21 protein-coding genes are annotated in these 24242 nt (G+C 67.2%); 7 read left to right on the plus strand and 14 right to left on the minus strand.

The window, feature by feature from the left end; translation table 11 throughout:
* The first annotated feature begins 4 nt into the window (after positions 1-4).
* Both AU198_RS03270 and AU198_RS03275 read left to right on the plus strand, forming a co-directional pair.
* Positions 5-601, plus strand: a complete 597-nt coding sequence (locus tag AU198_RS03270) for a TetR/AcrR family transcriptional regulator (protein WP_064346069.1) — start codon at positions 5-7, stop codon at positions 599-601.
* Between the two features lie 5 nt (positions 602-606).
* Positions 607-1932: an MFS transporter gene (locus tag AU198_RS03275; protein WP_064346070.1), complete on the plus strand. Its 1326-nt coding sequence runs from the start codon at positions 607-609 to the stop codon at positions 1930-1932.
* Positions 1933-1941: 9 nt separating this feature from the next.
* Here the strand turns inward: AU198_RS03275 and AU198_RS03280 are convergent, their stop codons facing one another.
* Entirely contained in the window at positions 1942-2616 is a 675-nt protein-coding gene (locus tag AU198_RS03280; RefSeq protein WP_064346071.1) for a FadR/GntR family transcriptional regulator, read from the minus strand.
* Positions 2617-2696: 80 nt separating this feature from the next.
* On the opposite strand from AU198_RS03280, the gene AU198_RS03285 reads away from it, so the two are divergent.
* The gene (locus AU198_RS03285; protein ID WP_231744559.1) at positions 2697-3923 is read left to right on the plus strand and encodes a CynX/NimT family MFS transporter; all 1227 of its coding nucleotides are present in this window, start codon (positions 2697-2699) and stop codon (positions 3921-3923) included.
* On the opposite strand, the gene AU198_RS03290 is transcribed toward AU198_RS03285, so the two are convergent.
* Positions 3914-4540 carry a TenA family protein gene (locus tag AU198_RS03290; RefSeq protein ID WP_064346072.1) on the minus strand — a complete coding sequence of 209 codons (627 nt, stop codon included), beginning with the start codon at positions 4538-4540 and terminating at the stop codon, positions 3914-3916. The two genes, AU198_RS03285 and AU198_RS03290, sit on opposite strands and share 10 nt — an antisense overlap.
* A gap of 100 nt (positions 4541-4640) precedes the next feature.
* Here AU198_RS03290 and AU198_RS03295 point away from each other — a divergent pair, with 100 nt between their 5' ends.
* Both AU198_RS03295 and surE read left to right on the plus strand, forming a co-directional pair.
* Entirely contained in the window at positions 4641-5627 is a 987-nt protein-coding gene (locus AU198_RS03295; RefSeq protein ID WP_064346073.1) for a 1-phosphofructokinase family hexose kinase, read from the plus strand.
* A 27-nt stretch (positions 5628-5654) separates the two neighbouring features.
* Positions 5655-6428: a 5'/3'-nucleotidase SurE gene (gene surE / locus AU198_RS03300; RefSeq protein WP_064346074.1), complete on the plus strand. Its 774-nt coding sequence runs from the start codon at positions 5655-5657 to the stop codon at positions 6426-6428.
* A 10-nt stretch (positions 6429-6438) separates the two neighbouring features.
* Here the strand turns inward: surE and AU198_RS03305 are convergent, their stop codons facing one another.
* The 10 genes from AU198_RS03305 to AU198_RS03350 form a co-directional block, all read right to left on the minus strand.
* Positions 6439-7296: an ABC transporter permease gene (locus AU198_RS03305; protein ID WP_064346075.1), complete on the minus strand. Its 858-nt coding sequence runs from the start codon at positions 7294-7296 to the stop codon at positions 6439-6441.
* Complete coding sequence (locus tag AU198_RS03310) at positions 7293-8141, minus strand: ABC transporter ATP-binding protein (protein ID WP_156431473.1); 849 nt, start codon at positions 8139-8141, stop codon at positions 7293-7295. The genes AU198_RS03305 and AU198_RS03310 overlap by 4 nt, the downstream gene beginning before the upstream one ends.
* Positions 8138-13651: a type I polyketide synthase gene (locus AU198_RS03315; RefSeq protein ID WP_064346076.1), complete on the minus strand. Its 5514-nt coding sequence runs from the start codon at positions 13649-13651 to the stop codon at positions 8138-8140. The genes AU198_RS03310 and AU198_RS03315 overlap by 4 nt, the downstream gene beginning before the upstream one ends.
* Positions 13648-15402: an NAD(P)/FAD-dependent oxidoreductase gene (locus tag AU198_RS03320; protein ID WP_064346077.1), complete on the minus strand. Its 1755-nt coding sequence runs from the start codon at positions 15400-15402 to the stop codon at positions 13648-13650. Before AU198_RS03320 ends, AU198_RS03315 begins: the two co-directional genes overlap by 4 nt.
* A gap of 5 nt (positions 15403-15407) precedes the next feature.
* Complete coding sequence (locus AU198_RS03325) at positions 15408-16712, minus strand: cation:proton antiporter (RefSeq protein ID WP_064346078.1); 1305 nt, start codon at positions 16710-16712, stop codon at positions 15408-15410.
* 223 nt (positions 16713-16935) lie between these two features.
* Positions 16936-18087 carry an AI-2E family transporter gene (locus AU198_RS03330; protein WP_064346079.1) on the minus strand — a complete coding sequence of 384 codons (1152 nt, stop codon included), beginning with the start codon at positions 18085-18087 and terminating at the stop codon, positions 16936-16938.
* 117 nt (positions 18088-18204) lie between these two features.
* Complete coding sequence (locus AU198_RS03335) at positions 18205-19149, minus strand: alpha/beta hydrolase (protein ID WP_064346080.1); 945 nt, start codon at positions 19147-19149, stop codon at positions 18205-18207.
* Positions 19146-19775: a TetR/AcrR family transcriptional regulator gene (locus tag AU198_RS03340; protein WP_064346081.1), complete on the minus strand. Its 630-nt coding sequence runs from the start codon at positions 19773-19775 to the stop codon at positions 19146-19148. The genes AU198_RS03335 and AU198_RS03340 overlap by 4 nt, the downstream gene beginning before the upstream one ends.
* On the minus strand, positions 19765-21135 hold the full coding sequence (locus tag AU198_RS03345) for a flavin-containing monooxygenase (RefSeq protein WP_064346160.1): 1371 nt from the start codon (positions 21133-21135) through the stop codon (positions 19765-19767). The genes AU198_RS03340 and AU198_RS03345 overlap by 11 nt, the downstream gene beginning before the upstream one ends.
* A 154-nt stretch (positions 21136-21289) precedes the next feature.
* Positions 21290-21733 (minus strand): hypothetical protein, encoded by a 444-nt coding sequence (locus AU198_RS03350; RefSeq protein WP_064346082.1) that lies wholly within the window; start codon positions 21731-21733, stop codon positions 21290-21292.
* 372 nt (positions 21734-22105) lie between these two features.
* Here AU198_RS03350 and AU198_RS03355 point away from each other — a divergent pair, with 372 nt between their 5' ends.
* Positions 22106-22978, plus strand: a complete 873-nt coding sequence (locus tag AU198_RS03355; protein WP_064346083.1) for an SDR family NAD(P)-dependent oxidoreductase — start codon at positions 22106-22108, stop codon at positions 22976-22978.
* Here AU198_RS03355 and AU198_RS03360 read toward each other — a convergent pair.
* Positions 22962-23225 carry an ArsR family transcriptional regulator gene (locus tag AU198_RS03360; RefSeq protein WP_064346084.1) on the minus strand — a complete coding sequence of 88 codons (264 nt, stop codon included), beginning with the start codon at positions 23223-23225 and terminating at the stop codon, positions 22962-22964. The two genes, AU198_RS03355 and AU198_RS03360, sit on opposite strands and share 17 nt — an antisense overlap.
* 36 nt (positions 23226-23261) lie before the next feature.
* On the opposite strand from AU198_RS03360, the gene AU198_RS03365 reads away from it, so the two are divergent.
* A complete protein-coding gene (locus tag AU198_RS03365; protein ID WP_064346085.1) occupies positions 23262-23528 on the plus strand; it encodes a hypothetical protein in 267 nt (88 codons plus the stop codon).
* 70 nt (positions 23529-23598) lie between these two features.
* Here the strand turns inward: AU198_RS03365 and AU198_RS03370 are convergent, their stop codons facing one another.
* Positions 23599-24237: a sigma-70 family RNA polymerase sigma factor gene (locus AU198_RS03370; protein ID WP_082690844.1), complete on the minus strand. Its 639-nt coding sequence runs from the start codon at positions 24235-24237 to the stop codon at positions 23599-23601.
* Positions 24238-24242: the final 5 nt, after the last annotated feature.

The raw sequence follows: 24242 nt of genomic DNA on the forward strand, positions 1-24242 counted from the left end.
CCCCGTGGCCGAGCGGTGGACGAAAGAGCGGCGTGCCGAGCACACCCGGCAAATCCTCTTGGATGCCGCGGAGGAGGTCTTCGCTCGCAAGGGCCTGACCGGTGCAGCGCTGGAGGAGATCGCCGACGCCGCCGGATTCACCCGCGGCGCCATCTACTCGCAGTTCGGCGCCAAGGAGAAGCTGTTCCTGGCGGTCGTGGACCGCCAGCGCGAGCGCTTCCTCGACGGGTTCATCGAGGTGATGCTGTCGTTCCATCGCCTCAGTGACGTCGACCTCGACGAGTTGGCCGACCGGTGGCGCCAACTGAGCCGCGGAACAGACCGGGCGGCACTGGGTTTGGAGCTCAAACTGTTCCTGCTACGCAACCCCGATGCGGGCGAACGCGTCGCCGCTCAACGTCTCGAGACGATTCGGGCGCTCGGCGAGTTCATCAGCAAGCACGTCGCCCGGATCGGCGGGACCCTCACCATGGAGGCTGAGACCCTGGCGCGAGTGATTCTGGCCGCCAATGACGGAATCACCCTCGACAGTCATCTGGACGGCGAAGACCTCTACCTCCCCTATCTGCAATTGGTGATGTCGAGCATCGAGACCTCGTAGTAGGCGTGAGCACTTACCTGCCGGACCCCGCCATCGAGGACAAGACGCTGGCGAAGGTCACCTGGCGCGTCATCCCGTTCCTGTTCCTGCTCTACATCGTCAACTATCTCGACCGGGTCAATATCGCCTTCGCCGGGCCAAACGGCATGAACGACGACCTCGCGATGAGCGCCAAGACGTTCGGCTTCGCGTCGGGGATCTTCTTCCTCGGCTACCTGCTGCTCGAAGTGCCCAGCAACATCGCCCTGCACAAGTTCGGCGGCCGGCGCTGGCTGGCGCGGATCATGGTGAGTTGGGGAATCATCAGCTCGGCAATCGCCTTCGTACCGAACGCGGAGACGCTGATCGTTCTGCGCTTCCTTCTCGGCGTGGCCGAAGCCGGCTTCTTCCCGGGCATCATCTTGTACCTGACGTTCTGGTTTCCCGAGAAGCAGCGGTCGCGGGCGGTGTCGCTGTTCATGGTCGCCGTACCGGTCTCGACCGCGGTCGGGGCGACGATCTCGTCGTTGATCATCGACTGGGGACACGGCTTGTTCGGGTTGGCCGGCTGGCGGTTCATGTTCCTGGTCGAAGGGCTTCCCGCCGTCGTTCTAGGCGTGATCTGCTGGTTCTATCTCACCGACCGGCCCGCCGTCGCGAGTTGGCTGAACCACGACGAAAAGCGGTGGCTGCAAACCACATTGGACGATGAGCGGGCCGTTGCCGAGAGCAGTGGTGGTCACTGGCCGCTGAAGAAGGCCCTGACCCATCCGCGGATCCTGGCCCTGGCGTTCATCTACTTCGGCATCACCTACGGGCTGTACGCGGTCGGGTTCTTCCTGCCCACCATCGTCGCCGGGTTCCAAGAGGAGTACGGCGTTCATCTCAACGTGATCCAGCGCGGGCTGGTCACGTCGATCCCCTACGCCGTGGCCGCGATCGTCATGGTGCCCTGGGCCTGGCACTCCGACCGAACCGGCGAGCGGGTCTGGCATGTCGCCGTCCCGGCGATCGTGGGCGGTGTCGCCATCCCCGCAGCCCTCTACATGACCGATGTCTACCTCGCGATGTTGGCCGTCACGTTGTGCACCTGCGCCGTCATGTGCGCACTACCCGTGTTCTGGTCCCTGCCATCGTCTTTCCTCACCGGAGCGGCCGCCGCCGGCGGGATCGCACTGATCAACTCCCTCGGAAATCTGAGCGGCTTCGGCGGGCCCTATATCACCGGCTGGCTAACCGATCTGACCGGCAACAGCAGGGTCGCGCTGTGGGTGGTCGGCGCGCTGTCGCTGGCCGCGGCTGCTCTGGTCGTCGCCCTGGGCAGCAGGCCACGCCCCGCCGCTCGGGGGTGAGAAGCGAGATCAGTCGTCGGCCGCGGGAAGGCCGGCGAGAACCCCGTCGATTATCTCCGCCGCGGTCCGTGCGGCCTGCTCGACGTCACCGGCGGCGATGTGCTCGAGCAGCACACCGTGGTCGACGACTTCAACGTCGGCGTCCTGGCCGCTGGCGACGCTTGCCGTGATGGCTTCCATCAACCCTCGGTACAGCTCCGTCAGCGTTGCGTTGTGCGAACTGCGGACCACCGCGAGGTGGAATTCGGCGTCAGCGCGGGCGAATTCGTCGGTGTCCCCGCCGGCCAGGCAGGCGTCTCGGCGCGCCAACAATGCGCGCAGCTCGGCAAGATCGTCGTCGGTTCGGCGGACCGCAGCGGCCCTGGCACCCTCGACCTCCAGAGCACGCCGGACCGCGAGCACGTCGCGCCACTCGGCGCCGCAGAGCCGGCGCAGCGCACCCGACACCTCGCTGGTGGCTCGGACATAGGTGCCGTCGCCCTGTCGTACCTCGAGGATGCCGGCGTGGGCCAGGGCCCGGACCGCCTCGCGCACGGTGTTGCGGCCGACCCCGAGCGACGCCACCAGGACGGTCTCGTTGGGGATGCGCTGTCCCACCGGCCATTCCCCGCGCGCGACCGTGTCCCGGAACTGCTCGATGACCTGGTCGACGAGGCCCGACCGGTGCGCGGTGACCAACGGCACAGAGACATCCTTTCAACCAATCATGGGATGTATGGCAGATTAGCAGGATGCGTGTCGGCCGGCGAGATGGTGAAGAAGACGTGTCTGGGGCACGGCTGGCCGTGGGCGTCAAGGATCCCGCCGAGGCCGATCAGGCTCCCATTTCGGTGGTCGCGGGTGGTGCGCTGCTGGCCCTTGCTGTGGTCTTGACCGCTCTCAACCTGCGCCCGGCCGTGACCAGTGTGGCGCCCCTGCTCGGCGAGATGCGTTCCGAACTCGGGGTCTCGGCGACGTGGGCCGGCCTCCTCACCACAGTGCCGGCGCTGTGTTTCGCGGTCGCGGGGCTCACCGCGCCCCAGCTCGCCGCCCGCATCGGGCTCGGTCGCACCATCTCGGCCGCCTTGGCCGCGCTCACCGTCGGCCTGCTCGCCCGCACCGTCGGCGGCCCGCACACCGTGATCGCGGCGACGCTGATCGCGTGCGCGGGGATCGCCTTGGCCAACGTGTTGATTCCCGTGGTGATCAAGGGATCCTTCCCCGCGCGGGTCGGGCTGATGACCGGGATCTACACCGCCGCACTGCAAGGCGGCGGCGCGCTGGGGTCGGCGGTGACACCCGGCCTCGAGGATCCGCTGGGCGGGTGGCGCGCCGCGCTGGCGGCGTGGGCGGCGGTTTCCTTCGTCGCGCTCATGGCGTGGCTACCCACGTCGCGACGACACGCAGGCACCTGGGCAGCGAGCACCGCCCCCGCCGGGGGCAGGCGCTCACTGCTGCGAAACCGGTTGGCGTGGACGGTCACGCTGTTCTTCGGCTGCCAGTCGTTGATGGCCTACATCGTGATGGGTTGGCTGCCAGAGGTATTCATCGACAACGGCGTCGACAAGACCCAGGCCGGTCTGCTCGTCGGCCTCACCTCGCTGGTCGGTGTGCCCATCGCGTTGGTGATCGCCCCGCTGGCCGCGCGCAGCCGCGCGCAGAGCGCATGGATCGTCGGCCTGGGCGCCGTCGGGCTGGTGGGCACGCTCGGCCTGATGCTCGCGCCTGCCGCACAGCCCGTGTTGTGGAGCGTGTTGATCGGAGTCGGGATGGGTGTGTTCGCCCTGGCGCTCGCCGTGATCGCGCTGCGGGCCCGAAACGCCGAAGACACCGCGCAATTGTCCGGTATGGCACAGGGATTCGGCTATCTGATCGCGGGTGTGGGCCCGTTCCTGTTCGGGCTGCTGCACGACGTGACGCACGGGTGGACCGTGCCGTGGATGATGTTCCTCGGCGTATACGTGGCGCAGATCGCGCTCGGCGCGTTGGCCGGTCGCCCGCGCTACGTCTGATTCCCGCGGTTGAAGGCCGCGTCGAAGAATGCCAGCTCCAGCCGCATCGCGCGCCGGTAGGCGACCCGTGCGGCGGACACGTCGTCGGCCCGCTGGTCGAGCAGTCGCTCCAAGAGTGACGCCACCTCCTCGAAACCGGGATCGGCGTAGGTCTGCACCCATTGCGCGTAGGGCCCGGCGGTGTCGGCTTCGAGCGTGAACCCGATGTGCGCGTATAGACGCATGCAGGGTGTCATCGCCGCGGACACGACGCCGATGTCGGCGGTGGCGGCGGTGGCCAGCAGGAACTCGGTGTAGGCCAGTGTCGCCGCGGCGGGTTCGACGCCGGCCATGTCGATCCCCCACGAGGCGGCATAGGACGCGTGCAGGCCGAGCTCTTCGCGCACGCCGGCGAGCAGGTCGGCGAAGGTCAGCAGCGTGGCGGTGTCCGAGCTCCTGGCCAACGCCAGACCATATGCGCGAGCGAAGGATTCGAGGAAGAACGCGTCCTGCGCGATGTAGCCCGCGAACAGATCGCGGTCCAGTGAGCCGTCCCCGATGCCCCGAACGAACGGGTTGGCCAGCACCTCGGCCACCACATCGGCGTTCTCCGTCCACAACTGCGCTGCCAGTGACATGCCAACGGACTCTAGTCGCGGCGCGCTCGACGTTGGACGGCGCGGAGCCCTCCGTGATGTCGCCGGGTAGTCGGCACTCAGGCTGGGTACTCCGCAACCCATGACAGACAGGGAATCTCGCAGCGACGAATCCGACGGCAACGCATCCGGACCGGCGGCCGTGGTCATCTTCGCCCCGCTGCCCGTGCTCACCGTGACGGTCGAGAACCGATCGGGCGACGCCGACATCCACGTCCACGCCGGCGGTCAGGGTGTCTGGCAGTCGCGCATGATGTCCTCGCTCGGCGTGCCGGTCGTGCTGTGCTCGGCCCTCGGCGGCGAGACGGGTGACGTCCTGGGCCACCTGCTGCCCGCACAGAACGTCACCGTGCAGACCGTGCCGGTCAGCGCGCGCAACGGATCGTACGTGCACGACCGCCGGTCGGGCGGCCGCGAGGTTGTCGCCGAGGCTGCGGGCAGCCCCTTGGACCGCCACGAACTCGACTCCCTCTACGAGCTCACCCTGACGGAGGGTTTGACGCACGGTCGGGTCCTGCTGTCGGGCCCGCAGGAAGACGATGTGCTGCCCGCCGACCTGTACCGCCGCCTGTCCACCGACCTCGGCGCCAACGGCTGCAAGGTGGCCGCGGACCTGTCCGGCGAGCGACTCGAGGCGGTGCTCGCCGGCGGACCGGACCTCATCAAGGTCAGCCACGAAGAGCTGCTCGACGACGGCAGGGCCAAGTCGGAGGACGCGAAGCATCTGGTCGCGGCCATGCGCTCGATGCGAGACGAAGGCGCGAACACGATCATCGTGTCGCGCTCCGGCGACGCCCCGGCCCTGGCGCTGCTCGGTGAGGAGGACGACGACGGTGACGTCGTCGAGATCACGATGCCGACCTTGGAACCGGCCGATTCGGCGGGTGCCGGGGACTCGATGACCGCCGGCATCGTCGCCGCACTGGCCAGCGGCCGCCCGCTGCGCCGGGCGTTGCAGATCGGGGCGGCGTGCGGCGCGCTCAACGTCGTGCGGCACGGGTTGGGCACCGGCGGTGCGCGCGCCGTGGAGACGCTTGCCGAACGGGTGGAGTTGCGCCCGCTGAAGTAGCGGCCATCGAACTGGAGGAGGTGGAACGTGCCGCGCGCACTGGTGACCAACGACGACGGGATCGACTCCCCCGGACTGCACGCACTGGTGAGTGCGGCGCTCGAGGCGGGGTTGGAGGTGATCGTGGCCGCCCCGGCCGAACAGGCCAGCGGGGCCAGCGCCGCGCTGAGCGCAGTCCGCAGGGATGGCCGCACCGTCGTCGAGGAACGCAAGCTGGCCGCCCTTGACGGCGTTGAGGCGTGGGCCGTGCAGGCCCAGCCCGGACACATCGTCGCCGCCGCACTCAACGGCTGGTTCGACCCGCGACCCGACCTCGTCCTGTCCGGAATCAATCACGGCGCCAACGTCGGTCGGGCCATCCTGCACTCCGGAACCGTCGGCGCGGCACTCACCGCGAAGATCAGTGACACCCGCGCCCTGGCGGTATCGCTGGACGTCGCGCTGCACCCCACCGGCGAGCGGCACTGGAAGACGGCCGCCGGTCTGCTGGCGCCGGTGCTGGACCTGTTGCTCGACGCGCCCGAGGGCACCGTGCTCTCGCTCAACGTCCCGGACCGGCCCGCCGATGAGATCGGACCGATCCGCCACGCGCGGTTGGCTCGCGGTGGTGCGGTGCAGACGAAAGTCGAGGAGGTGCGCAACGGCGGCGTGCGCCTGACCGAGGTGGAGGTGCCCGACCAACCGGAGGAGGACACCGACAGCGCTCTTTTGGATGCCGGGCATCCGACGCTGACGGAGTTGCGATCGGTCGAGGCGCACGACGGCGATCTCGTAAGCAAGTGGCTGGCCGGCGAGAGTTAGCCCGGCGCGATCAGGTGCGGTCCGACCATCGGAACATCGCGAGACAACCGATCAGACCGGCGATGCTCCATGCCGCCAACACGAGGAAGATGCGCCAATGTTCCCAGCTGCCTGCCGGTTCCAGCGCGACCAGCTCCGCCGGCAGCAGCACCGACCTGAAGCCTTGGGCCATCCACTTGACCGGGAACAGGGAGCCGATCACCAACATCCACGTCGGCAGGATCATCAGCGGCACGTAGGTGCCCGAGACGAATTGCAGTGCCACCGATGGGCCGTTGGTGATGACGGCGGCGGACACGGCGTTGCTCGCGAGGTTGCTGATGAAGATGCCCAGCAGCGAACAGCTGACGATGCCCAGGACCGACACCCACGCGAGGGTGAACCACCCGAATCCGTCGGCCGGCAGGCGCAACCCGAAGGCGAGCACACCCACCGCCAACAACAGAACGGCCTCGGCGAGGCTGACCACCGCGACGAGCGCGATCTTGCCGATGAAATACGACGACGCCGTCGTCGGTGTCCCCCGAAGGCGGCGTAAGGCGCCGGTGTCCCGGTCGACGGCGATGCTGGTGCCGAGGTTGACGAACGACGCCGACAGAATGCCGTAGGCGAGCATGCTCGCGGCGATCACCGCACCGGTGCTGGTCTGGCTGCCCGGCAGCTCCTCGGAGAAGATCGAACCCAGCAGCAGGCAGATCACCGCGGGCATGGAGAACGTCAGCACCACCTGTTCTGGCCGGCGGTAGAACATCTTCAATTCGGGAACGACCCGCGACAGGCCGATCCGCAGCGGCGACGGGAGCGCCGGTGGCGCGGTGGCGCGGTGTCGCGGCGGTGATGCGGCGGTGATGTGTTCGATGCCCGTCATGGCTGACCGATCAGGTGTAGATACGCGTCCTCGAGTGTCGGCCGACTGATCGTCAGCTGCTCTAATTCGACACCGTCCCTGCTGCGGCGACGGACGAACTCGGTCGGGAAATCCGTTGTCTCGACACGTATCTGGCCGTTCTCGATCCATTGCACGGTGGCGGCCGAGCTCACATGCTCGGTCAGCCGCGCCGGCGAATCGACGGCCACGATTCCGCCTCCTGCGATCACCGCGACCCGGTCGGCCAGCGCCGCGGCCTCTTCGAGGTAGTGGGTGGTCAGCAGGATTGTGGTGCCGTCGGCGGCCAGCAACTTGATCAGTTGCCAGAACTGCCGACGCGCCTCGGGGTCGAATCCGGTTGTGGGCTCGTCCAAGAACAGCAGCTCGGGCTTGCCGATGATGCCGAGCGCGACATCGAGGCGACGGCGTTGACCGCCGGAAAGCGTGCGCACCCGCGAGTCCGCGGCCGTGTCCAGACCGACGAGTTCGAGCGCGTCCTCGGGTTCGCGGGCGGCGCCGTAACAGTTCGCGAACATCTGCACCGTCTCACGCACCGACAGCATCCCGGCGTCGCTGACCTCCTGCAGCACGATGCCGATCCTGGCCCGCCAGGTGCGGCCCGCCGTCTGTGGGTCCTCACCCAGCACCCGCACGAGTCCGGCATCGCGACTTCGGTTGCCCTCGAGTATCTCTATGGTCGTCGACTTGCCGGCGCCGTTGGGGCCGAGGATGGCGAATATCTCGCCGTAAGCGACGTCGAGGTCGAGCTCGGCAACGGCTCGGATCGGTCCGTAGGCCTTCGAGAGTCCCCGCACGTGCACCGCCGTCGAAGCCGCCTCGGTCACGGCGCGGTGTCGCCTTCGAGTTCGGCCAGGAGTTCTCGCAGATCGTCCTCCGACATCCCGTCGATCAGCTGATCGACGTCACCCACGGCCGGTTCGGTCGAAGGCGCGGCGTGCTCGGCAGCACCGTGGATCGTGTGCAGCTCGTCGAGCACACGGGCGGCCAGTGAGTCAACGCTGACGCCCTTCAGGATCTCCAACACCGGCAGGTCGATCGAGAACGTGGTGTTGATCCTGACCCGGAAGTCCATCGCCATCATGGAGTCCAGGCCGATGTCGTCGAGCAGGTCGTCGTTCGCGAAATCGGTGACCGCACAGTCGAACACCGCCGCGACGAGCCGCTCGACGTGATCGGTGATGACGTTGAGGCGCTCAGGTTCCGGGGTCTTCGACAGCAGATCGAGCAGCGACCCGTCCGCGCCGGGCTCCGTCGGAGCGGCGGTGGCGGCGTCGAGGTCGGCGAACATCTTCGGCAGATGTCCGCCGAGAAGTTGGCGGGCGCGGTTCCAGTCGGCGCTGATGGCGATGACGTTCGGGGCGGTCTGGGTTATCAGACGGTCGAGGATCAACGCGCCTGCCGCCGGGGTGATCAGTTCGATTCCTCGCATGGCGTAGACCTTTTCGAGGTTGAGGTCTTCGACCATCCCCACCGACCACGGCCCCCAGCCCACCGTGAGGGCCGGCAGTCCCTGCGCCTGCCGCTGATATGCGAAGGCGTCGAGGAACCCGTTGGCGGCGGCGTAGTTGCCCTGCCCGGGCGAGGCGATGACCGAACCGGCGGAGCCGAACATCACGAAGAAGTCGAGTTCCTGGCCGGCGAACGCGGTGTGCAGCGCCCGGGTACCGGCGATCTTGGGACCCAGAACCTTGAGGAAATCACCTTCGCTGACGTTGACCAGGAGCTGGTCGTGGACCGCGCCCGCGGCGTGGATGACTCCGCGAACCGGTCTGTCCTGGTTGCGCTCGTGGTCGGCGAGCCAGGCGGCCACCGCGTCAGCGTCGGTGATGTCGACACTCGCCGCACTCACCTGCGCCCCGAGGCGTTCGACGGCCCGGACGGTGTCGACGGCGATGAACTGCGGGTCGTCGGGAGTGATGGCGGGCCACCGCTCGCGCGGTGGCAACCCGCTTCTGCTGAGCAGCGCGATGTGTCGCGCGCCGTGCTCGACGAGATAGGTGGCCACGGTGCGGCCGAGCGCGCCGGTGCCGCCGGTCACGACGTAGGTCGCGGCGGGAGAAAGCTTGGTGGGAAACGGTTTTGTGAGGCTCGTAGTGTGGCGCAGCCGCGGAACCAGCTTCACCTCGCCGCGGAACGCGGTCTGATCCTCGGATGCGGGCTCCAGGATTTGCCGACAGACACGCGCGGCGGTGTCACCGACGTCGTCGGTGTCGTCGATGTCGATGAGACCGCCCCAGCGTTCGACGAACTCCTGATGACCGATGACCCGGCCCAGTCCCCAGACCGCGGATTGGTCGACTGCCAGCGGTTCGGTGCCCAGCGCCGGCTGCGCGTTCGCGGTGATGACGTACAGGCGCGGGCGCACAGTGTCGTGCGCGGCCAGGGCCTTCGTGATGCGCAACAGCGTGAGGACACCGAGGTGGTCGGCGCCGTCCGGGTCGCAGGCCTGCGCGTCGGCGTCGAGATCCATTGACCAGCAGTCGATGACACCGGTGAGGTCGCCGTCTTCGGCGAGGTGCCGCTCGAACAGCTGGGCCACCTGTTCGGGACGCCGTTCGTTGATCGCGTATCCGCCGTCGACCGCAGTTACGGCATCGACGGTGCGGTGGGTGACGGTGTGTACGCGGTGACCCCGGTGCCGCAGGCGATCGGCGAGCGCTTCACCGAATCCGGTGTTGTCGACGAACACCAGCCATGATGCGGCCTGCGTCGGCTCGGCGCTGTTCTCACCGCTGGATTCGGCCGCGGGGATCCACTGGAGTTCGTAGAGCCCCTTGTCGATTCGTTCCGGCGACATGCGGGTCGAGGCGCTCAGCGATCGCACCGTGAAGCCCTCGAAGACCGCCAGCCGATCACCGCGGTGGTCGCAGATCGTGATGTCGCTCTCGATCTCCTCGGCGGTCGCCGACCTCACGACCAGCCTGACGGTCATGTCTCCCTTGGGTGTGCCGTACACGGCGCTGCGCCGAATCCGGACGGGCAGGTATGGGCTTTCGGCGGCGCTGCCACCGGGAAGCGGTGCACCGAACAGCGTTTGGAAGGCGCCGTCGATCATGGCGGGGTGGAACCGGTAGTCGTCGAGCTCGGCGGCGATCCGGGCCGGAATCTCCATCTCGGCGACCACCCAGGCGTCGCCGGCGGTGAGCCCGGTGACGGATCGAAACGCGTCCCCGTAGTCGAACCCGATGGCTTCGGTGAGGGCGTAGAACTCGTCGCCGCTCATGGCATTGGCGGGCGCCGCCTCGGCCATCGGAGGTGGGGTGCCGCCCGATTTCGGGAGCGTGGCGAGTTCTGCCGTCGCGGTGATCGTCCATTTGAGTTCGCCGTCGGCGGTGGCGGTGTGCGCGGCGAATTCCAGGGCCCCGGTGTCCTGGTTGACGGTGGTCCGCAGGATGGGATCGCAGGTGTCGTCGAGGATGAGTGCGCGGTGCAGCACCAGGTTGTCGACGGCGAGGTCCACTCCGTAGGTCTCTTTGGCAGCGGCCAGCGCCAATTCGATGTAGGCCGCGCCGGGCACGACGACGCTGCCCTGGACCCGGTGGTCGGAGAGAAACGGCACCAGGGCGGTGCTCAATTCGATTTCCCAGGTGGGGTGTGCGGCACCGACCGGCTGGCCGAGCAGCGGGTGCACCGGGCGATAGTGCAGCGCCTCGGTGGCCTCCTGGGTCTCGTTCCAGTAGCGCCGCGACTGCCACGGGTAGCGGGGCAGCTTCAGCAGCCGCGCTCCGCCGCGCGGATACATGGCCTCCCAGTCGATGTCGTGTCCGTGGTCGTGAAGCGCCCCGAGGGCGGTCATGAACGTGCGCAGGTCGTCGTCGTTGCGTCGCTGCGTGGCCTGGACGAGGGTCTTCTGCGCGCCGGCGATCTCGAAGATCGACGAGGCCAGCACCGGGTGCGGTCCGAGCTCGACGAAGTGGGTGTAGCCGTCGTCGAGCATGCGGCGGATCGCCGGCTCGAAAAGAACTGTGGCGCGGGTGTTCTGCCACCAGTAGGCGGCACCGGAGCGGTATCCGTCCAACAGGTCGCCGGTCACCGTCGAGTAGAGCGGAAGCTGCGCCGGTCGCGACGCCAACCCGTCGAGGGCCTCACGGAGATCGCTTCTGATCGCCTCCATGTAGTGGGTGTGATAGGGCACCTTGCCGGTCAGGTAGCGGGTGAAGACCTCGGCGTCCTCCAATCGGTGGGCGATGTCGTCCAGTACCTCACCGTCCCCGGCGATGGTCACCGCGGCCGGGCTGTTGACGGCCGCTACTGAAACCCGCCGGCCGAATTCCTCGCGCATTGTGTCGTCGAGGGCGGCCATCAGCGAGTCTGTGTCCAGGCCGACGGCGAGCATGCGGCCCTGTCCGCTGGTTCGCTGTTGGAGCCTGCTGCGGTGGTAGATGACCTCGATCGCCTGCTCGAAGTCCAGCAGCCCGGCGAGGTGGTGAGCGGCGACTTCGCCTGCGCTGTGGCCGATCACGGCATCGGGCCGGATGCCGAATTGTTCTAGTTGTGCGGCGAGGGCGACCTGGATCGCGAAATTGGCCGGCTGGGCGAACTCGGTCTCACCCATCCGGGAATCCGCTTCGTCGCGCCGCAGTTCCTCGATCAGGGACCAATCGGTGTGGCGCGCCAGCTCGCGATCGCTTCGCGCGATGCTTTCGGTGAACGCGGGCATGACGTCGAGAAGTCCGCGGCACATCTTCCACCATTGCGGGCCCATCCCGCTGCAGACGAACGCGAGCTTGGGCGTCGTAGACGACGTGCGCGCGGAGGCGAGCTGGCCCCCGTCGGCGAGGGCTCGCAGTTGATCTCGTGCATCGGACACGCTGTCGGTGACGAGGGTGTGGCGGTGGCTTAGGTGCGAGCGACGTTGTGACAGCGTGAATCTCAGGTCGGGCAGGCCGATGTCCGGTTCGTCCTCCAGGTGGTCGGCCAACTGGCGCGCCGACGCCACCAGGGCCTCCTCACTGCGCGCCGAGATGGGCAGCAGGGTGAGAGGGAGGTGCTCGACGGTGTTCGAGGTTCGGATGTATGGCCGAGCCGGTGGTTCGGCGAGCACCGCGTGGGCGTTGGTGCCACCGAAGCCGAACGAGTTGACCCCCGCGATCCGCCGTCCGGCGGGGAAGGGGCGGCCCGCGCGCGGCACGTCGAGCTTGAGCTCGGAGAGAGACACTTGCCTGGTGGGGTTGTGGAGATGCAGGTGCGCCGGGATGTATCCGTGTTTGAGCACCAACGCTGTCTTGATCAACCCGGCGACCCCGGCGCCGGCTTCGAGGTGGCCGATGTTGGTCTTGACCGATCCGATCGGCAGGGGATCGGTGCGGTCCGACGTCAGTGCCGAGGCCAGCGCGCGCATCTCGACCGGGTCGCCGACGGGTGTGCCGGTGCCGTGCGCTTCGACGTATCCGACGTCGTTGGGCCGGACGCCGGCCCGGCGAAGCGCCGAGGTGATCGCGGCGGCCTGTGCCTGCGCTCGGGGCACGGTGATGCCGTCGGTGCGGCCGTCCTGGGACACCGCGGTGCCGAGGATCTGGGCGTAGATTTCGTCGCCGTCGCACAACGCCCGCTCAAGGGGTTTGATGACGACGACGGCGCCGCCCTCGCCGCGCGCGTAGCCGTCGGCTGACTGGTCGAACGCCTTGCATCGCCCGTCGGGGCTGAGGAATCCGCTCTTGGACTCGGCGATCGCGGTGTTGGGCCCGATCATGATGTTGACGCCGCCGGCCAGGGCGAGCTGGCTCTCGCCGTTCCAGATGCTCTGGGCCGCAAGGTGGACCGCGACAAGCGAACTCGAACACGCCGTGTCGATCGTCATGCTCGGACCGCGGAAGTCAAAGACGAACGAGATCCGGTTCGCCAGCATCGTCATCATCATCCCGGCGGCGGAATGCGTCTTGAACTGGTAGCGGCTGCCGCGGCCCTGATTCTGCAGCAGTTGGTAGTCCAGGGTGAATCCGCCGATGAACACGCCGACGTCGGTTCCGGCAAGATGATCGGGCCGTAGTCCCCCGTCCTCCAGCGCCTCCCATGTGGTCTGCAGCATCAGGCGCTGCTGCGGGTCGATCGAATGCGCCTCCCGCGGCGAGATTCCGAAGAACTGCGGATCGAACTGGTCGATGGCGTCGAGGAAACCGCCTCGGCGGGTGACCATCTTGCCGACCTTCTTCGGGTTGGCGTCATGGAATCGGTCGGCGTTCCAGCGTGATTCGGGAACCTCGCGGGTCGCGTCGACGCCATCGCTCAGCAGTTGCCAGTAGTCCTCGGCGGAGCCGACTCCACCGGGTAGGCGGCATCCGATCCCGACGATCGCCAATGGTGCGGGCCGGTCTTGGTTGTCGTGCGTGTTCATACCTGCAACTCACGGATAGCGGTGTGGATCCAGTCGGAGCTGACCGGATTGGTTTGTTGTTCACGGCGATACACGGAGCGAAGTTCCCTCAGTAGCGGGTCGCGCTGCCAGGCCTGCACCTGGGCCACGGCGGCATCGTCGTCGAACAGCGAGGACTTGTCGGCGAGCACGGTCTCGACCAGTTGGCCCGCCAGTTGCCGCAACAACTTGCCGTTGGCCTCGAACCGGTCGGTGAAGTCGGGTGCGGGTTCCATCATCGCCACGTGCAGCGTCGCCATGAAGTTCAGCGGCGCATACAGATCGACGAATCGAACCGGCGATCGGCGGCCTTCCACGGCGGCCCATTCGCGGAAGAACAGCTGCACCCGGTTGCTCAGTGCGATCAGGCCTTCGAGGTGCGGAACGACCGCGGGATCGTCGGCGACACTGACGAATCGGCCGTTGCGGTAGAGCAGTCCGATGAAGCCCCAGTAGAACGCGATGTCCCAGATGATCTTCGCCGACATCACCGTCGGCGTGCCCATCAGCGTGTACTGCTTCTCGTACACCGCCAGCCACATGTCGGCCAGTGACCGGAACAGGGAGTCGCTGATGCCCGCCCTGGCCACCACGTCTTCACCGTCGAGTTCGCGCGTGACCATGTCGGTGATGAGGCCGTTGCCGATGGCCACCAGGTCCAGCCCCGAGGAGTACAGCGGGTCCAGGAAGATGCCTGCGTCGCCGGTCAGGCACCAGCGCGCGGCGCCGTCGAAGACCTTCGTGGCGGCGTGGCTGTAATGCTTCATGACACGGAAGTCCATGATCGCGTCGTCGTGCCGCGCGATCTCGTCGGCGCACTGGGGTTCATGCCGGCGGATCCACGCCTTGGCCTTGTCCAGCGTGTTGAACTCGTCGAAAGCGTGGAACTCGGGGTCGGCGACGATGCCGACGCTGGTGGCACCGGAGGCGAGCCGGATAAGCCAGACCCAATAGCCCTCGCCCATCAGGTGATTCGTCGACAGTGCGCGGTCGCCTTCGACCAGACGGGAGTGCCAGTCGGGGTCGTCGCTCCACTGTCCGATGTCGAGTTCGGCCTTGACCCGGAACCATGCTGCGTTGCAGTGGTGTCCGGTGGCCCGCTTCAGGTCCAGCTGGCGCGACAGCGCGCGGTTACGCCCGGACGCGTCGACCACCCAGCGTGCCCTGGTGCTGGTGGTCCCGTCGCCGCCCTGGTATGCCACGGTGTGCGCGTCGTCGCCGAAGTCCACGGTCCTGACCCGGCCGCGGGCGATGTCGATCCCGGCGGCTGCGCACCGGCGGGCGAGTTCGTTCTCGAGCCTGCCACGGTCGATCTGGTAGGTCACCTGAGGTACGAACGACGAGCTGCCGAGTTCGACGCGACTTGTGATGTCGGTGTTGCCGTCGTGTGAGAAGAACATCCGCAAGCCCATCTTGCGGATCTGCGCGGTGCTCAAATGGTCGGCCAGACCGAGGCGTTCGCGAAGGTAATGCGCGGACACCTCGACCGTCGACTCGCCGACCGTGTGGGTGATCTCGGCGACCGGACGTGCGGTCGGCTCGATGATCAGGATCCGGGTGCGGGGTCGTGCGGAGCGAAGCTCCAGCGCCAACGTCAGGGCCGCGGCGCCTCCTCCGATGATCGCCACGTCGTGATCCGTCGGGATAGATCCGTTGGAGGACAATTGATTCCGGATCTTACGGGCGAGGGCGGCACGGGCCTCGGGGTCGAGTTGGGACAGCTTCGATCGCACGTGCGTTACCTTCCTCCGGTCGCCGGAACGGCGGAGGGCGCCTCGACGGGATCCGCTGACGGTGGTGTGGCGTCGTCTGGCGGCCGGTGGCGCCCGTAGACGAATTCGAAGATCGGGGCTGCCATCAGCGTCGTGACAATGGCGACCAGCACGAGGATGGTGAACAGCGTCGGGGTGATGATGCCGGCCTCCAGACCGATGTTGAGGAGGATGAGCTCGATCAACCCGCGCGCGTTCATCAGTGATCCCAGCGCGACCGATTCACGCAGCGGTACCTTGCTCAATCTGGCCGCGACGGCACACGCGACGCCCTTGCCCGCGATCGCCACGACGAGCACGCCAAGCGTCAGCGCCCAGAGTTCCGGCGTGTTCACCAAGCCGATCTCGGTGTTGAGCCCGGAGTACACGAAGAACAGCGGCAACAACAGCCTGGTGGTGAGTGGCTCGATGGTCTCGGTGAGACGCCGGGCGAACAGTCCCGACGGCATCGCGACACCGATGATGAAAGCGCCGAAAATCGCGTGGATTCCGATGGTGTCGGTGAGCCAGGCGCCGCTCATCAGCACGATCAGGACGGTGCTCAACACCCACCCGGGAATGGTCCGCTGCTCCTCGGACTTGGAGCCGAGCACCCGTGCCGCGCGCCGCCCGAGCGTCAGAACCAACACGGTGTAGAGCAATCCGCCCACGATGGCCGTGATTGCCGTCGCCGGGGTGCCACGGTGTACGGCGACGACGACCGCCAGGATGCACCAGGAAATCGCGTCCGCGGTGGCGCCACAAGCGAGCGCGAGTGTGCCCAGAGACGTTCCGGTGAGCCGCTTTTCGAAGATGATCCGGGCGAGCATGGGAAAGGCGGTGATCGCGATGGCCGCACCCATGAACATCATCGCCATGGGAAGACTCACACCGTCACCGAAGAATCCGCCCGAGGACAGCAGCGGCACCGCGACGGCCGCGCCCAGCACCAGGGGAGCCAGCGTTCCGGCCGTGGAGACCGCGACAGCGGTGCGGGCGCGCTGTTTGACGTGGTCGACGTCGAAGTTCAATCCGACGACGAACATGTAGAGCACCAGGCCTATCTGCGCGGCGGTGTAGAGCACGACGTTGGAGGTGCCGGCCGGGAACAGATCCTCCTGCACACCTGGGGCAACCCTGCCCAGCAGTGAGGGACCCAGGACCACCCCGGCGATCATTTCGCCGACGACCGGCGGCTGGCCCACGCGTTGCGCCAGCAGACCGGCGAGGCGGCACGCCGCGAGTATGACCGCCAGCGCGAGAAAGAAGTGAACCGCCGTTGCCGCGGGCATGTCAGGTCCTACGGCCCGCGGTAGGGACCATCGGGGTGCAGCTGTTCACGGAGCGCAGCGCTGCGCGGGCGGGCTCCATCAGTCCGTCTATGACTCACCTCATCGCTTCCGACCTAGACGTCTGCACGTCTCGCCGGAGACGATGCATTTTCGATGCGGTTGGGTATTGACACATTTTGCGGTCGCTAACCGTGCGAATTTCTTTCCGAATGATGACGGCGGGCTAATCGATCGCCCGGCCGGCGGTGTCGGGGCCCGGCTCGGTACCGTCCGCCTCACCCGTGGCCCGCTGATCGATCTGCTCGTTGACGTAGCGCGCGAGCACCGTCAGCATCGCCACCGTCGGCACGGCCAGGAAGGCGCCGATGATCCCGTACAGCGCGCCGCCCGCGGTCACCGCCAGCAGGACCACCGCCGCGTGCAGCTTCATCACGCGGCTCTGCAGCAACGGCTGCAGTACGTTGCCTTCGATCTGCTGCACGGCGATGATGACGGCGAGCACCAGCAGCGCGTTGACGAAACCGTTGGCCACCAGGGCAATCAGCACCGCGAGCGCTCCGGCGACGAAGGCGCCGATGAACGGAATGAACGCACCGATGAAGGTCAGCACAGCCAGCGCGGGCGCCAGCGGAACACCGAGGACCAGCAGGCCGGCACCGATGAAGACCGCGTCGATCAGCGCCACTCCCGTCTGCGCGCGGATGAAGCCGCCGAGGTTGTCCCACATCCGGCTGAGCACCGTTTCCAGGTGCCGTCCGGCGCGGCGCCCGGTCAACCCGACGAGCCAGGGCAAGAACTTGCGTCCGTCTTTGAGGACGAAAAACGACAGCACGATCGTCAGTACCAGCGTCACCAGAACACTGCCGACCGTGCTGACCCCGCTGACGACACCGGTCGCGATCGCCGCGGAACGCTCCCGCATCGCGTTGACCAGTGAGTCGGTGAAGCGCTCCAACTGCTCCTGCCGCAGGTTGAGTGGGGGCCCGGCGATCCAGTCCTGCAGGCGGTTGATGCCTTCGGTCGCCTGGTCGATCAGCGCAGGCATCTGGCTCAGCAGTGGCGGGATGATCAGCGCGATGAGACCGGAGGCTATGGCCAGGAACAGCAACAGCGTCGTCAGCGCCGCGACCGCCGGCGGCAATCCGGCGCGGTCCATCAGGATGCGCGCCGGTGGCCAGAGCACGGTGCACAGGATGACGGCGAGCAAAACCGGCAGGAAGATCACCCACAGTTGGGCCACGAGCCAACCGAGTACCACCGCGCCCGCGGCGATCGCCACGATGACCAACGACCACTTCGCCAGCCAGAACGCCCCGGATCCGATCAGGGCTCCACGGTCCCGCTTGGATGCTGCGCCGGGGCTGTGTTCGCTCACGCGAGCGTTCTACCCCGGAAGGTCATATCGAAACCGCAGCCGGTCCCGTACCAGAACGCCGGCTGTGCGGCCTGACAGGCGAAGGTTCGGCCGCGCGGCAACGTGATCCGTCGGACATCACGCAGTAGCCGAAGGCCGCGCGCGCCGCGTGGACTCGGCCGGTGCGACGATGCGTTTCAGGAAGGCGATCTGATCGTTGACGACGCGCTCATGCCAAGGCTCGCCGGGATACACGTCGAAGTGGTCGCAGGGGTAGTGATGAACCGTCGCCCGCATGCGCGTCGCGGCCACGGTGGCCGGTGCGGGCGGGGCGGTACGGTCCAAATCACCGATCTGCACGAGGGCCGGGCAGGTGACGCGTCCGGCGCGCGCGATCGGCCGATGGCCACCCATGACCAGCACGAGTCGGGCGGCGAACTCGTTACGCCAGGTGGGCCCCGCGATGCGACGCATCCCTTCGACGGCGCCCTCGGCGCTCAGACCGGCCACCTCCCCCGGTGCGCCCACCACCGGGATGAGCACCGGCGGGCGGCCGCGCAACTTCGCCACGAAATCCCGGATTCCGTAACGCATTACGCGCATGACGTAGCGCGGGCCGAGCGTCCTGAGCATGTGGGCCGTCACGGACAGCCCGTCCGTCGCGGGCGTCAGCGAGATGACTCCCGCCAAGTGCGGGTCGTCCGCGGCGACGCGGATGACGTGCCCGCCGGACAGCGACACCCCCCAAGCCACGATTCGCGCCGGATCCACATCTTCGAGGCGGCGCGCATGGTCGATCACCGCATGGTAGTCGGCGACCTGTCCGGCCAGTGAGACCAATTGTCTTGGCTGTCCGGATGATTCGGCGAAGTGGCGGTAGTCGAATGTCACGACGTCCGCGCCGGTGTCGGCCAGCGCCTCTGCGAACGCGAACAACCCGCAGTCCTGGGTGGCGCCGAGGCCGTGAGCCATGACGACGCAGGGCCGTCCCGCCGGGCCGGTCAGCGCGTCCGTCGTCGCCGGGAAGCGCCGCGCCGCGATGATGTCGCCGTCGACGCGAATCTGGATCTGGGTGGATGTCACTGTGCAGCCTCTCCGAAAAGCGCTGTGTGCCAGACGTGAATGATCGCCGCCAGAAGCGGGCGGGCGGCCTCCGGTCCGTCATCCGAGCGGATGTGACGGTCGAGGACCCGTTCGTTCATCGAGATCAGCGCGTGGGCAAGAGCTTTGGCGTCCGGGATGTCGATGGTGGGCTGAGTGGCGATGAAGTCGCCGACGAACTCCTCGTACCGCGCCAACCACTGGTCCCAGATGGCCTTGGCCTCGGGGTCGGAGTCGCGGGCGTCGAGCATCGCACGGAACAGGGTCCGATGGGCGTGCCATGACTCGAACGTCCGCGTCATCGCGTCGGTCACGGAGGCCCGCGGGTCACCGCCGCCGGCCAGGAAGCCGCCGATGGTGAAGACGTCGTCGGCGAAGATGTCGGTGAGCAGTTCGGTGACGACCTCGTGCTTGCCCGCGAAGTAGAAGTAGAACGCCGGCCGCTTCAGCCCCGCCGCCCGAGCCACCTCGGCGACGCTGATCTCGGCGAGCGACTGGGTTTGCAGTTGCTGCTCGAAGGCTTCGAGCAGCCGCTGTCGGCTCTCGTCCCCGCGCGGTTGCGGCCGGCGCGCGTTGCGCCGCGACGTCTGCGTCGACTCAGGCGACACCGGCTGCCTCGCGTGCCCGGCCGGCCAGCTGCACCGGACCGAACTTCTCGACGCGGCGCCGACCCGCCGGCAACTCACGCTTGCGCATATCGCGTTCGTAATCCCAGTAATCCACCTGCTGGGTGTGCCGCGGTTTGTCGGCGAAGTGGCCGACGTACTTGCGCTCGTCGGCGGCGATGACGCGCCACATCTCGGCCTCCGACGGGGGCCGGTAGGCGCCTGCGAGGTACGCGGCGACCAACCGGGCCTGGCACTCCACGAACGGGAACAGCGTGGGCACCGCCTGGGCGAATCCCATGAAGAGCAGGTCGTCGATGCCCGGCTTGAGGATGCGCTTGTACAGCGGGAGCCGGTTGTCGGGGGCCTCGATGAAGCTGCGGTCGAAGAACGGGAACGTGATGTTGTATCCCGTCGCGTAGATGATGACGTCGGCCTCCACGGTCGAACCGTCGACGAACACCACCGAATTCCCGTCCAGGCGTTCGATATTCGGCTTCGCGGTCGCGTCACCGGAACCCAGCCGCATGAGCAGTTCGGCGGATTGGGTGGGGTGCGCCTCGAGGAACCGATGGTTGGGTTTGGGTAGGCCGTAGCTTTCGGGATCACCGAACATCAGCTTGGCGAACGGCTGCATCGCACGCCGCTGCCACGACAGTGGGATCACCGGCAGCGAGCGCGCGACCTTGTCGGCGGTCTTGCCGAAGATGTACTTGGGCACGATCCACGCCCCCGAGCGGGTGGAGAGATAAACCGTGTTGCGCCAAGACTTCTGAGAGAGCTCGGAAACCAGGTCGGCCGCCGAGTTCCCGATGCCGACCACGACGATGCGCTTGCCGCGCAGATCGAGCGGTTCAGTGGGGTCGATGTAGTGGTGGGCGTGGATGCTCTCGCCGGTGAATTCGCCCGGGAAGTCGGGCGTGCGCGGATCCCAGTGATGCCCGTTCGCGACGACCAGCGTGTCGTACCGCCGTGTCCGTCCGTCCGCGGTGTCGAGTTCCCAGCCTCCCTGCGGCAGGCGGCGCGCGTGCTTGACCTCGTTTCGGAAGTGGATGCGGTCCAGCAGACCGAAGGTTTCGGCGTAGTCGTCCAGGTACTCCTTGACCTGCGAGTGATGCGGGAAGTCGGGGAGATCGGCGCGCATCGGGAAGTCGCGGAACGACAGGCACTCACGCGAGGTGTCGATGTGCAGCGACCGATACGCGCTGGAGTGGCCGTTCGGATTGCGGAACGCCCAGTTCCCGCCGATCCGGTCGGACGACTCGAAGCAGTCGTACTCGATACCGGCGTCCGCGAGGTTCTTGCCCGTGGTCAGTCCGCTGATGCCTGCGCCGATGATCGCGGCCGTGGGTGATGAAGCCATGTTGCCTACCGTTTCTGTGAACTCAGTCACCGGCTACGGTACCAAATTTCTGACAGCTGTCAAAGATTGCTGCACGGCGGGGCCACCACGAAGTTTTCGCTGGTGGCAGCCGCTGTCCCGGCGGCCGAGGGAGAAGTAGGCAGGCGCTTCGGACTCAGGTGGTGAGTCGCATCTCGTCATCGGGATGCGAGCTGAGCGTGACAACCACCGTGCCGGGACCGGTCGCGAATGTCGTATTGGCATAGCCGATGAAGCCGTAGTGGCCGTCGATGGTCGAGACAGCGGTGATGTCGCTGCTGCCCGAGGCGCCGGTGTCGAGGTTGACCCAATCGGCGGCGACGGTGAGAGAACACGAGCCGTCGTAGGTACCGGCGTCGTAGTGGATGGCGACGCGGACCCCGTCCTCTGCGCGATCGCCGGCCTGTACCGGGGTTACCTGTGCCTCGGCGCTGACGCTGCCACCGCATGTCGGGGAGGCCACGACGGGAACGCGATCGAGTTGGGCGAACGCATCCGCATGGGCCGTCGCCATTCCCCCCAACCAGAACCCACTCACCGCACCGGCGAGTGCGACCACGACTCCACGGGACGGCGTCATGTCCCTTTCATCGGCGGCCGCGCGGGCGGCGTTAGCACGTGGTCTGCCGGAGCCGACGCAATCCTCCGCTCGGGGCGACGCTGCTTGGATTCCTCGAACTTCTGCGAATCCTCCTCCAGCTTTCGAACAGCACACCGACGTCGTGCATCCGCGCGGCCTCGTCAGTACCGGCGGCATCACCCCGTCGTCGAGATGGCTGCTCGAGATCGTGGAGTCGCTGCGCGTCGGTCAGTCCGATGCCATGAGCGCTTGACCGGTGCCGCTCAACGGCGCCGACGCCGACACATTCCGAGTCGATCTGTAAGTCGATAAGGTCTGACTCCCAGGCGAATCGGTCTGCTAGCCAATCCGCCTTAACGAGAGGACAATCCCGTGCACGGAAACGCACCCCTTGAGGGCAAGGTCGCCATCGTGACCGGAACCAGCAGGGGCGTCGGGGTCGGTATCGCACACGAACTGTTGCGCGCCCGAGCGACCGTCATCGGGTGTTCGCGACGGCCGCTCGAGGCCATGCCGGGCGTCGAGGAGAACGCCGACTGGCTCGGCCGCTCTTCTCAGCGGGTGTGCGATCAGGGTGACTATCGCGCGATCGACGGATTCATCTCCGGCGTCGTTGCCGACTACGGGCGCATCGACATACTGGTCAACAACGCGGGCGGCACGGTCCCCACTCCACACGTCGAGGACGTTCCCGAACTCGTCGCGCGCATGCAGGGCGCGCCGACAGGTGCCGACGACTTCGAGCGCACGGTCCTGTTCCACTCATTCGCTGTCCAGATGAATTTGATCAGCCCGATGTGGTTCGCGATCAGGGTCTTTCGACAAATGCGCGAGCAGGACGGTGTCGGCTCGATCGTCAACATCTCGTCCGGGGCCGGGCATCCAGCCGGGTCGCCGACTCTCGTGTCCTACGGTGCGGCCAAGGCCGGACTCAACCACCTGACCCGGTCGCTGGCCGAAGAGTGGGGTCCCAAGGCGCGGGTGAACTGCCTGGCGCTCGGGCCGACGATGACCGACAACTTCAAGTCATTCGTGTTGCCCAAGGACGACCCGACCGCCGAGAAATACTTCCGGGACATCCCGCTCCGCAGGGCGGGAGAGCCGGCCGAGGTGGGGCGGGTGGCGGTGTTCTTGTGCAGCGGGCAAGCCGATTACATCAACGGCACGACCATCGAGATCGACGGTGGCATGCTGCCCGGCGTGCTCTACGAGGCGGGCCCCAAAACCATCACGGACCTCCTGTGACGCGAGTCGTCCTGGCGATCGGAATCTCGGGGCGCAGTGCGGACAGAGGCTGCAGCAACTCGGGCACCACGGTGTAGTACACCCACGACACTCGGCATTCGAAGGTCAGAAGTCCAGCGTCACGCAGCAATTTGGACTGGTCGGACACCGTCGGCTGCGACACCTTGATTCCGGTCGTGATATCGGAAATGAACTGCGGTGAACATTCGCGTCCTTTGACGCGGGCCCACGTCTGTACGGGGTGCAAGCGGGAAGATCCCGCCCACCTACGAAGGGAACTCAGATGAACATTCGGGCAATCGCGAGAAGGGCGGCCGCGGCCGTCGCGCTGTCACTCGCGCTCGCCGGCCTCGGGTCCGGCATGGCGGACGCGAAGCCGATGGAACGCGATCACGCCAAGTACTGCGCCAAGATATGGCACGACTACGACTTCACCGCGAAGGCGTTCAAGAACGCTTACGACAAGTGGGGGCCGAACAACGTGCTTACGTTGCAGGCCGCGAGCAACTACGAACGCGCGTACAACAAGTTGACCGGCTCGGGCTGTTAAGGCGTGCCGCCATCTAAGCCCTCAGCCGAGTGGCACATCCGTACCGATTGAATCGGAAAGGGTGTGCCACTCACCGGGGCGAGCAGCCGCACGTCCTGTCGGCGACGTCAACGGACGTACTGGGGTGACAATGCGCGGGAGGCGTGTAATCCAGCGGCATTCCGCGCGCGTCCAGGGTTAGCGAGCAGCACCGAGTCAGTAGGTCGGCGAGCTGTTTTCTGGCGCGCTGGACTCGGGACTTCATGCCCGAGACGGTGATTCCCTCCTGCTCGGCCGCGACCGCCTGCGTCACGCCGTCAAGGTCGGTCAACTCCAGTGCGCGCCGGTAGGCGGGAGACATGTCATCCAGTAACGGTCTCAGGCAATTGGCCAACTCGCGCCGCACATCTTCGGTGTCGGTGGGGTCGGCGATGTCTTTCACCAGACGCTCGCCCGGTGCGGCCTCGAGTACTTCTCTGTTGTCGCCGGCCCGGCGGTACTCGTCGATGATCACATTGCGGGCGATGCGGAACAGCCACGCCGCCAGGCGATCGTGATCGTCCAGTGCGCTCAAGTTCCGGTGGACCCGCAGCAGGATGTCCGCGACCAGGTCGTCGGCGCGATGCGGATCCGCCACGCGCCGACGGACGAAGGTGCGCATCTCCGCGCCGAAGCGCCGCCAGACGTCCTCGACCGTCAGCTCGGCTCGGCTTGTCAGGTTCGACGTCATGTCCG

The organism is Mycobacterium sp. GA-1199 (assembly GCF_001500045.1).
GTDB lineage: Bacteria > Actinomycetota > Actinomycetes > Mycobacteriales > Mycobacteriaceae > Mycobacterium.

Excerpts from the sequence above, each read along its gene's own strand:
- AU198_RS03290 (WP_064346072.1), bottom strand. The coding sequence starts at position 4,540 with ATGTCACTGGCAGCGCAGTTGTGGACGGAGAACGCCGATGTGGTGGCC.
- AU198_RS03295 (WP_064346073.1), top strand. The coding sequence starts at position 4,641 with ATGACAGACAGGGAATCTCGCAGCGACGAATCCGACGGCAACGCATCC.
- AU198_RS03305 (WP_064346075.1), bottom strand. The coding sequence starts at position 7,296 with ATGACGGGCATCGAACACATCACCGCCGCATCACCGCCGCGACACCGC.
- AU198_RS03315 (WP_064346076.1), bottom strand. The coding sequence starts at position 13,651 with ATGAACACGCACGACAACCAAGACCGGCCCGCACCATTGGCGATCGTC.
- AU198_RS03325 (WP_064346078.1), bottom strand. The coding sequence starts at position 16,712 with ATGCCCGCGGCAACGGCGGTTCACTTCTTTCTCGCGCTGGCGGTCATA.
- AU198_RS03345 (WP_064346160.1), bottom strand. The coding sequence starts at position 21,135 with ATGGCTTCATCACCCACGGCCGCGATCATCGGCGCAGGCATCAGCGGA.
- AU198_RS03350 (WP_064346082.1), bottom strand. The coding sequence starts at position 21,733 with ATGACGCCGTCCCGTGGAGTCGTGGTCGCACTCGCCGGTGCGGTGAGT.
- AU198_RS03365 (WP_064346085.1), top strand. The coding sequence starts at position 23,262 with ATGAACATTCGGGCAATCGCGAGAAGGGCGGCCGCGGCCGTCGCGCTG.
- AU198_RS03370 (WP_082690844.1), bottom strand. The coding sequence starts at position 24,237 with ATGACGTCGAACCTGACAAGCCGAGCCGAGCTGACGGTCGAGGACGTC.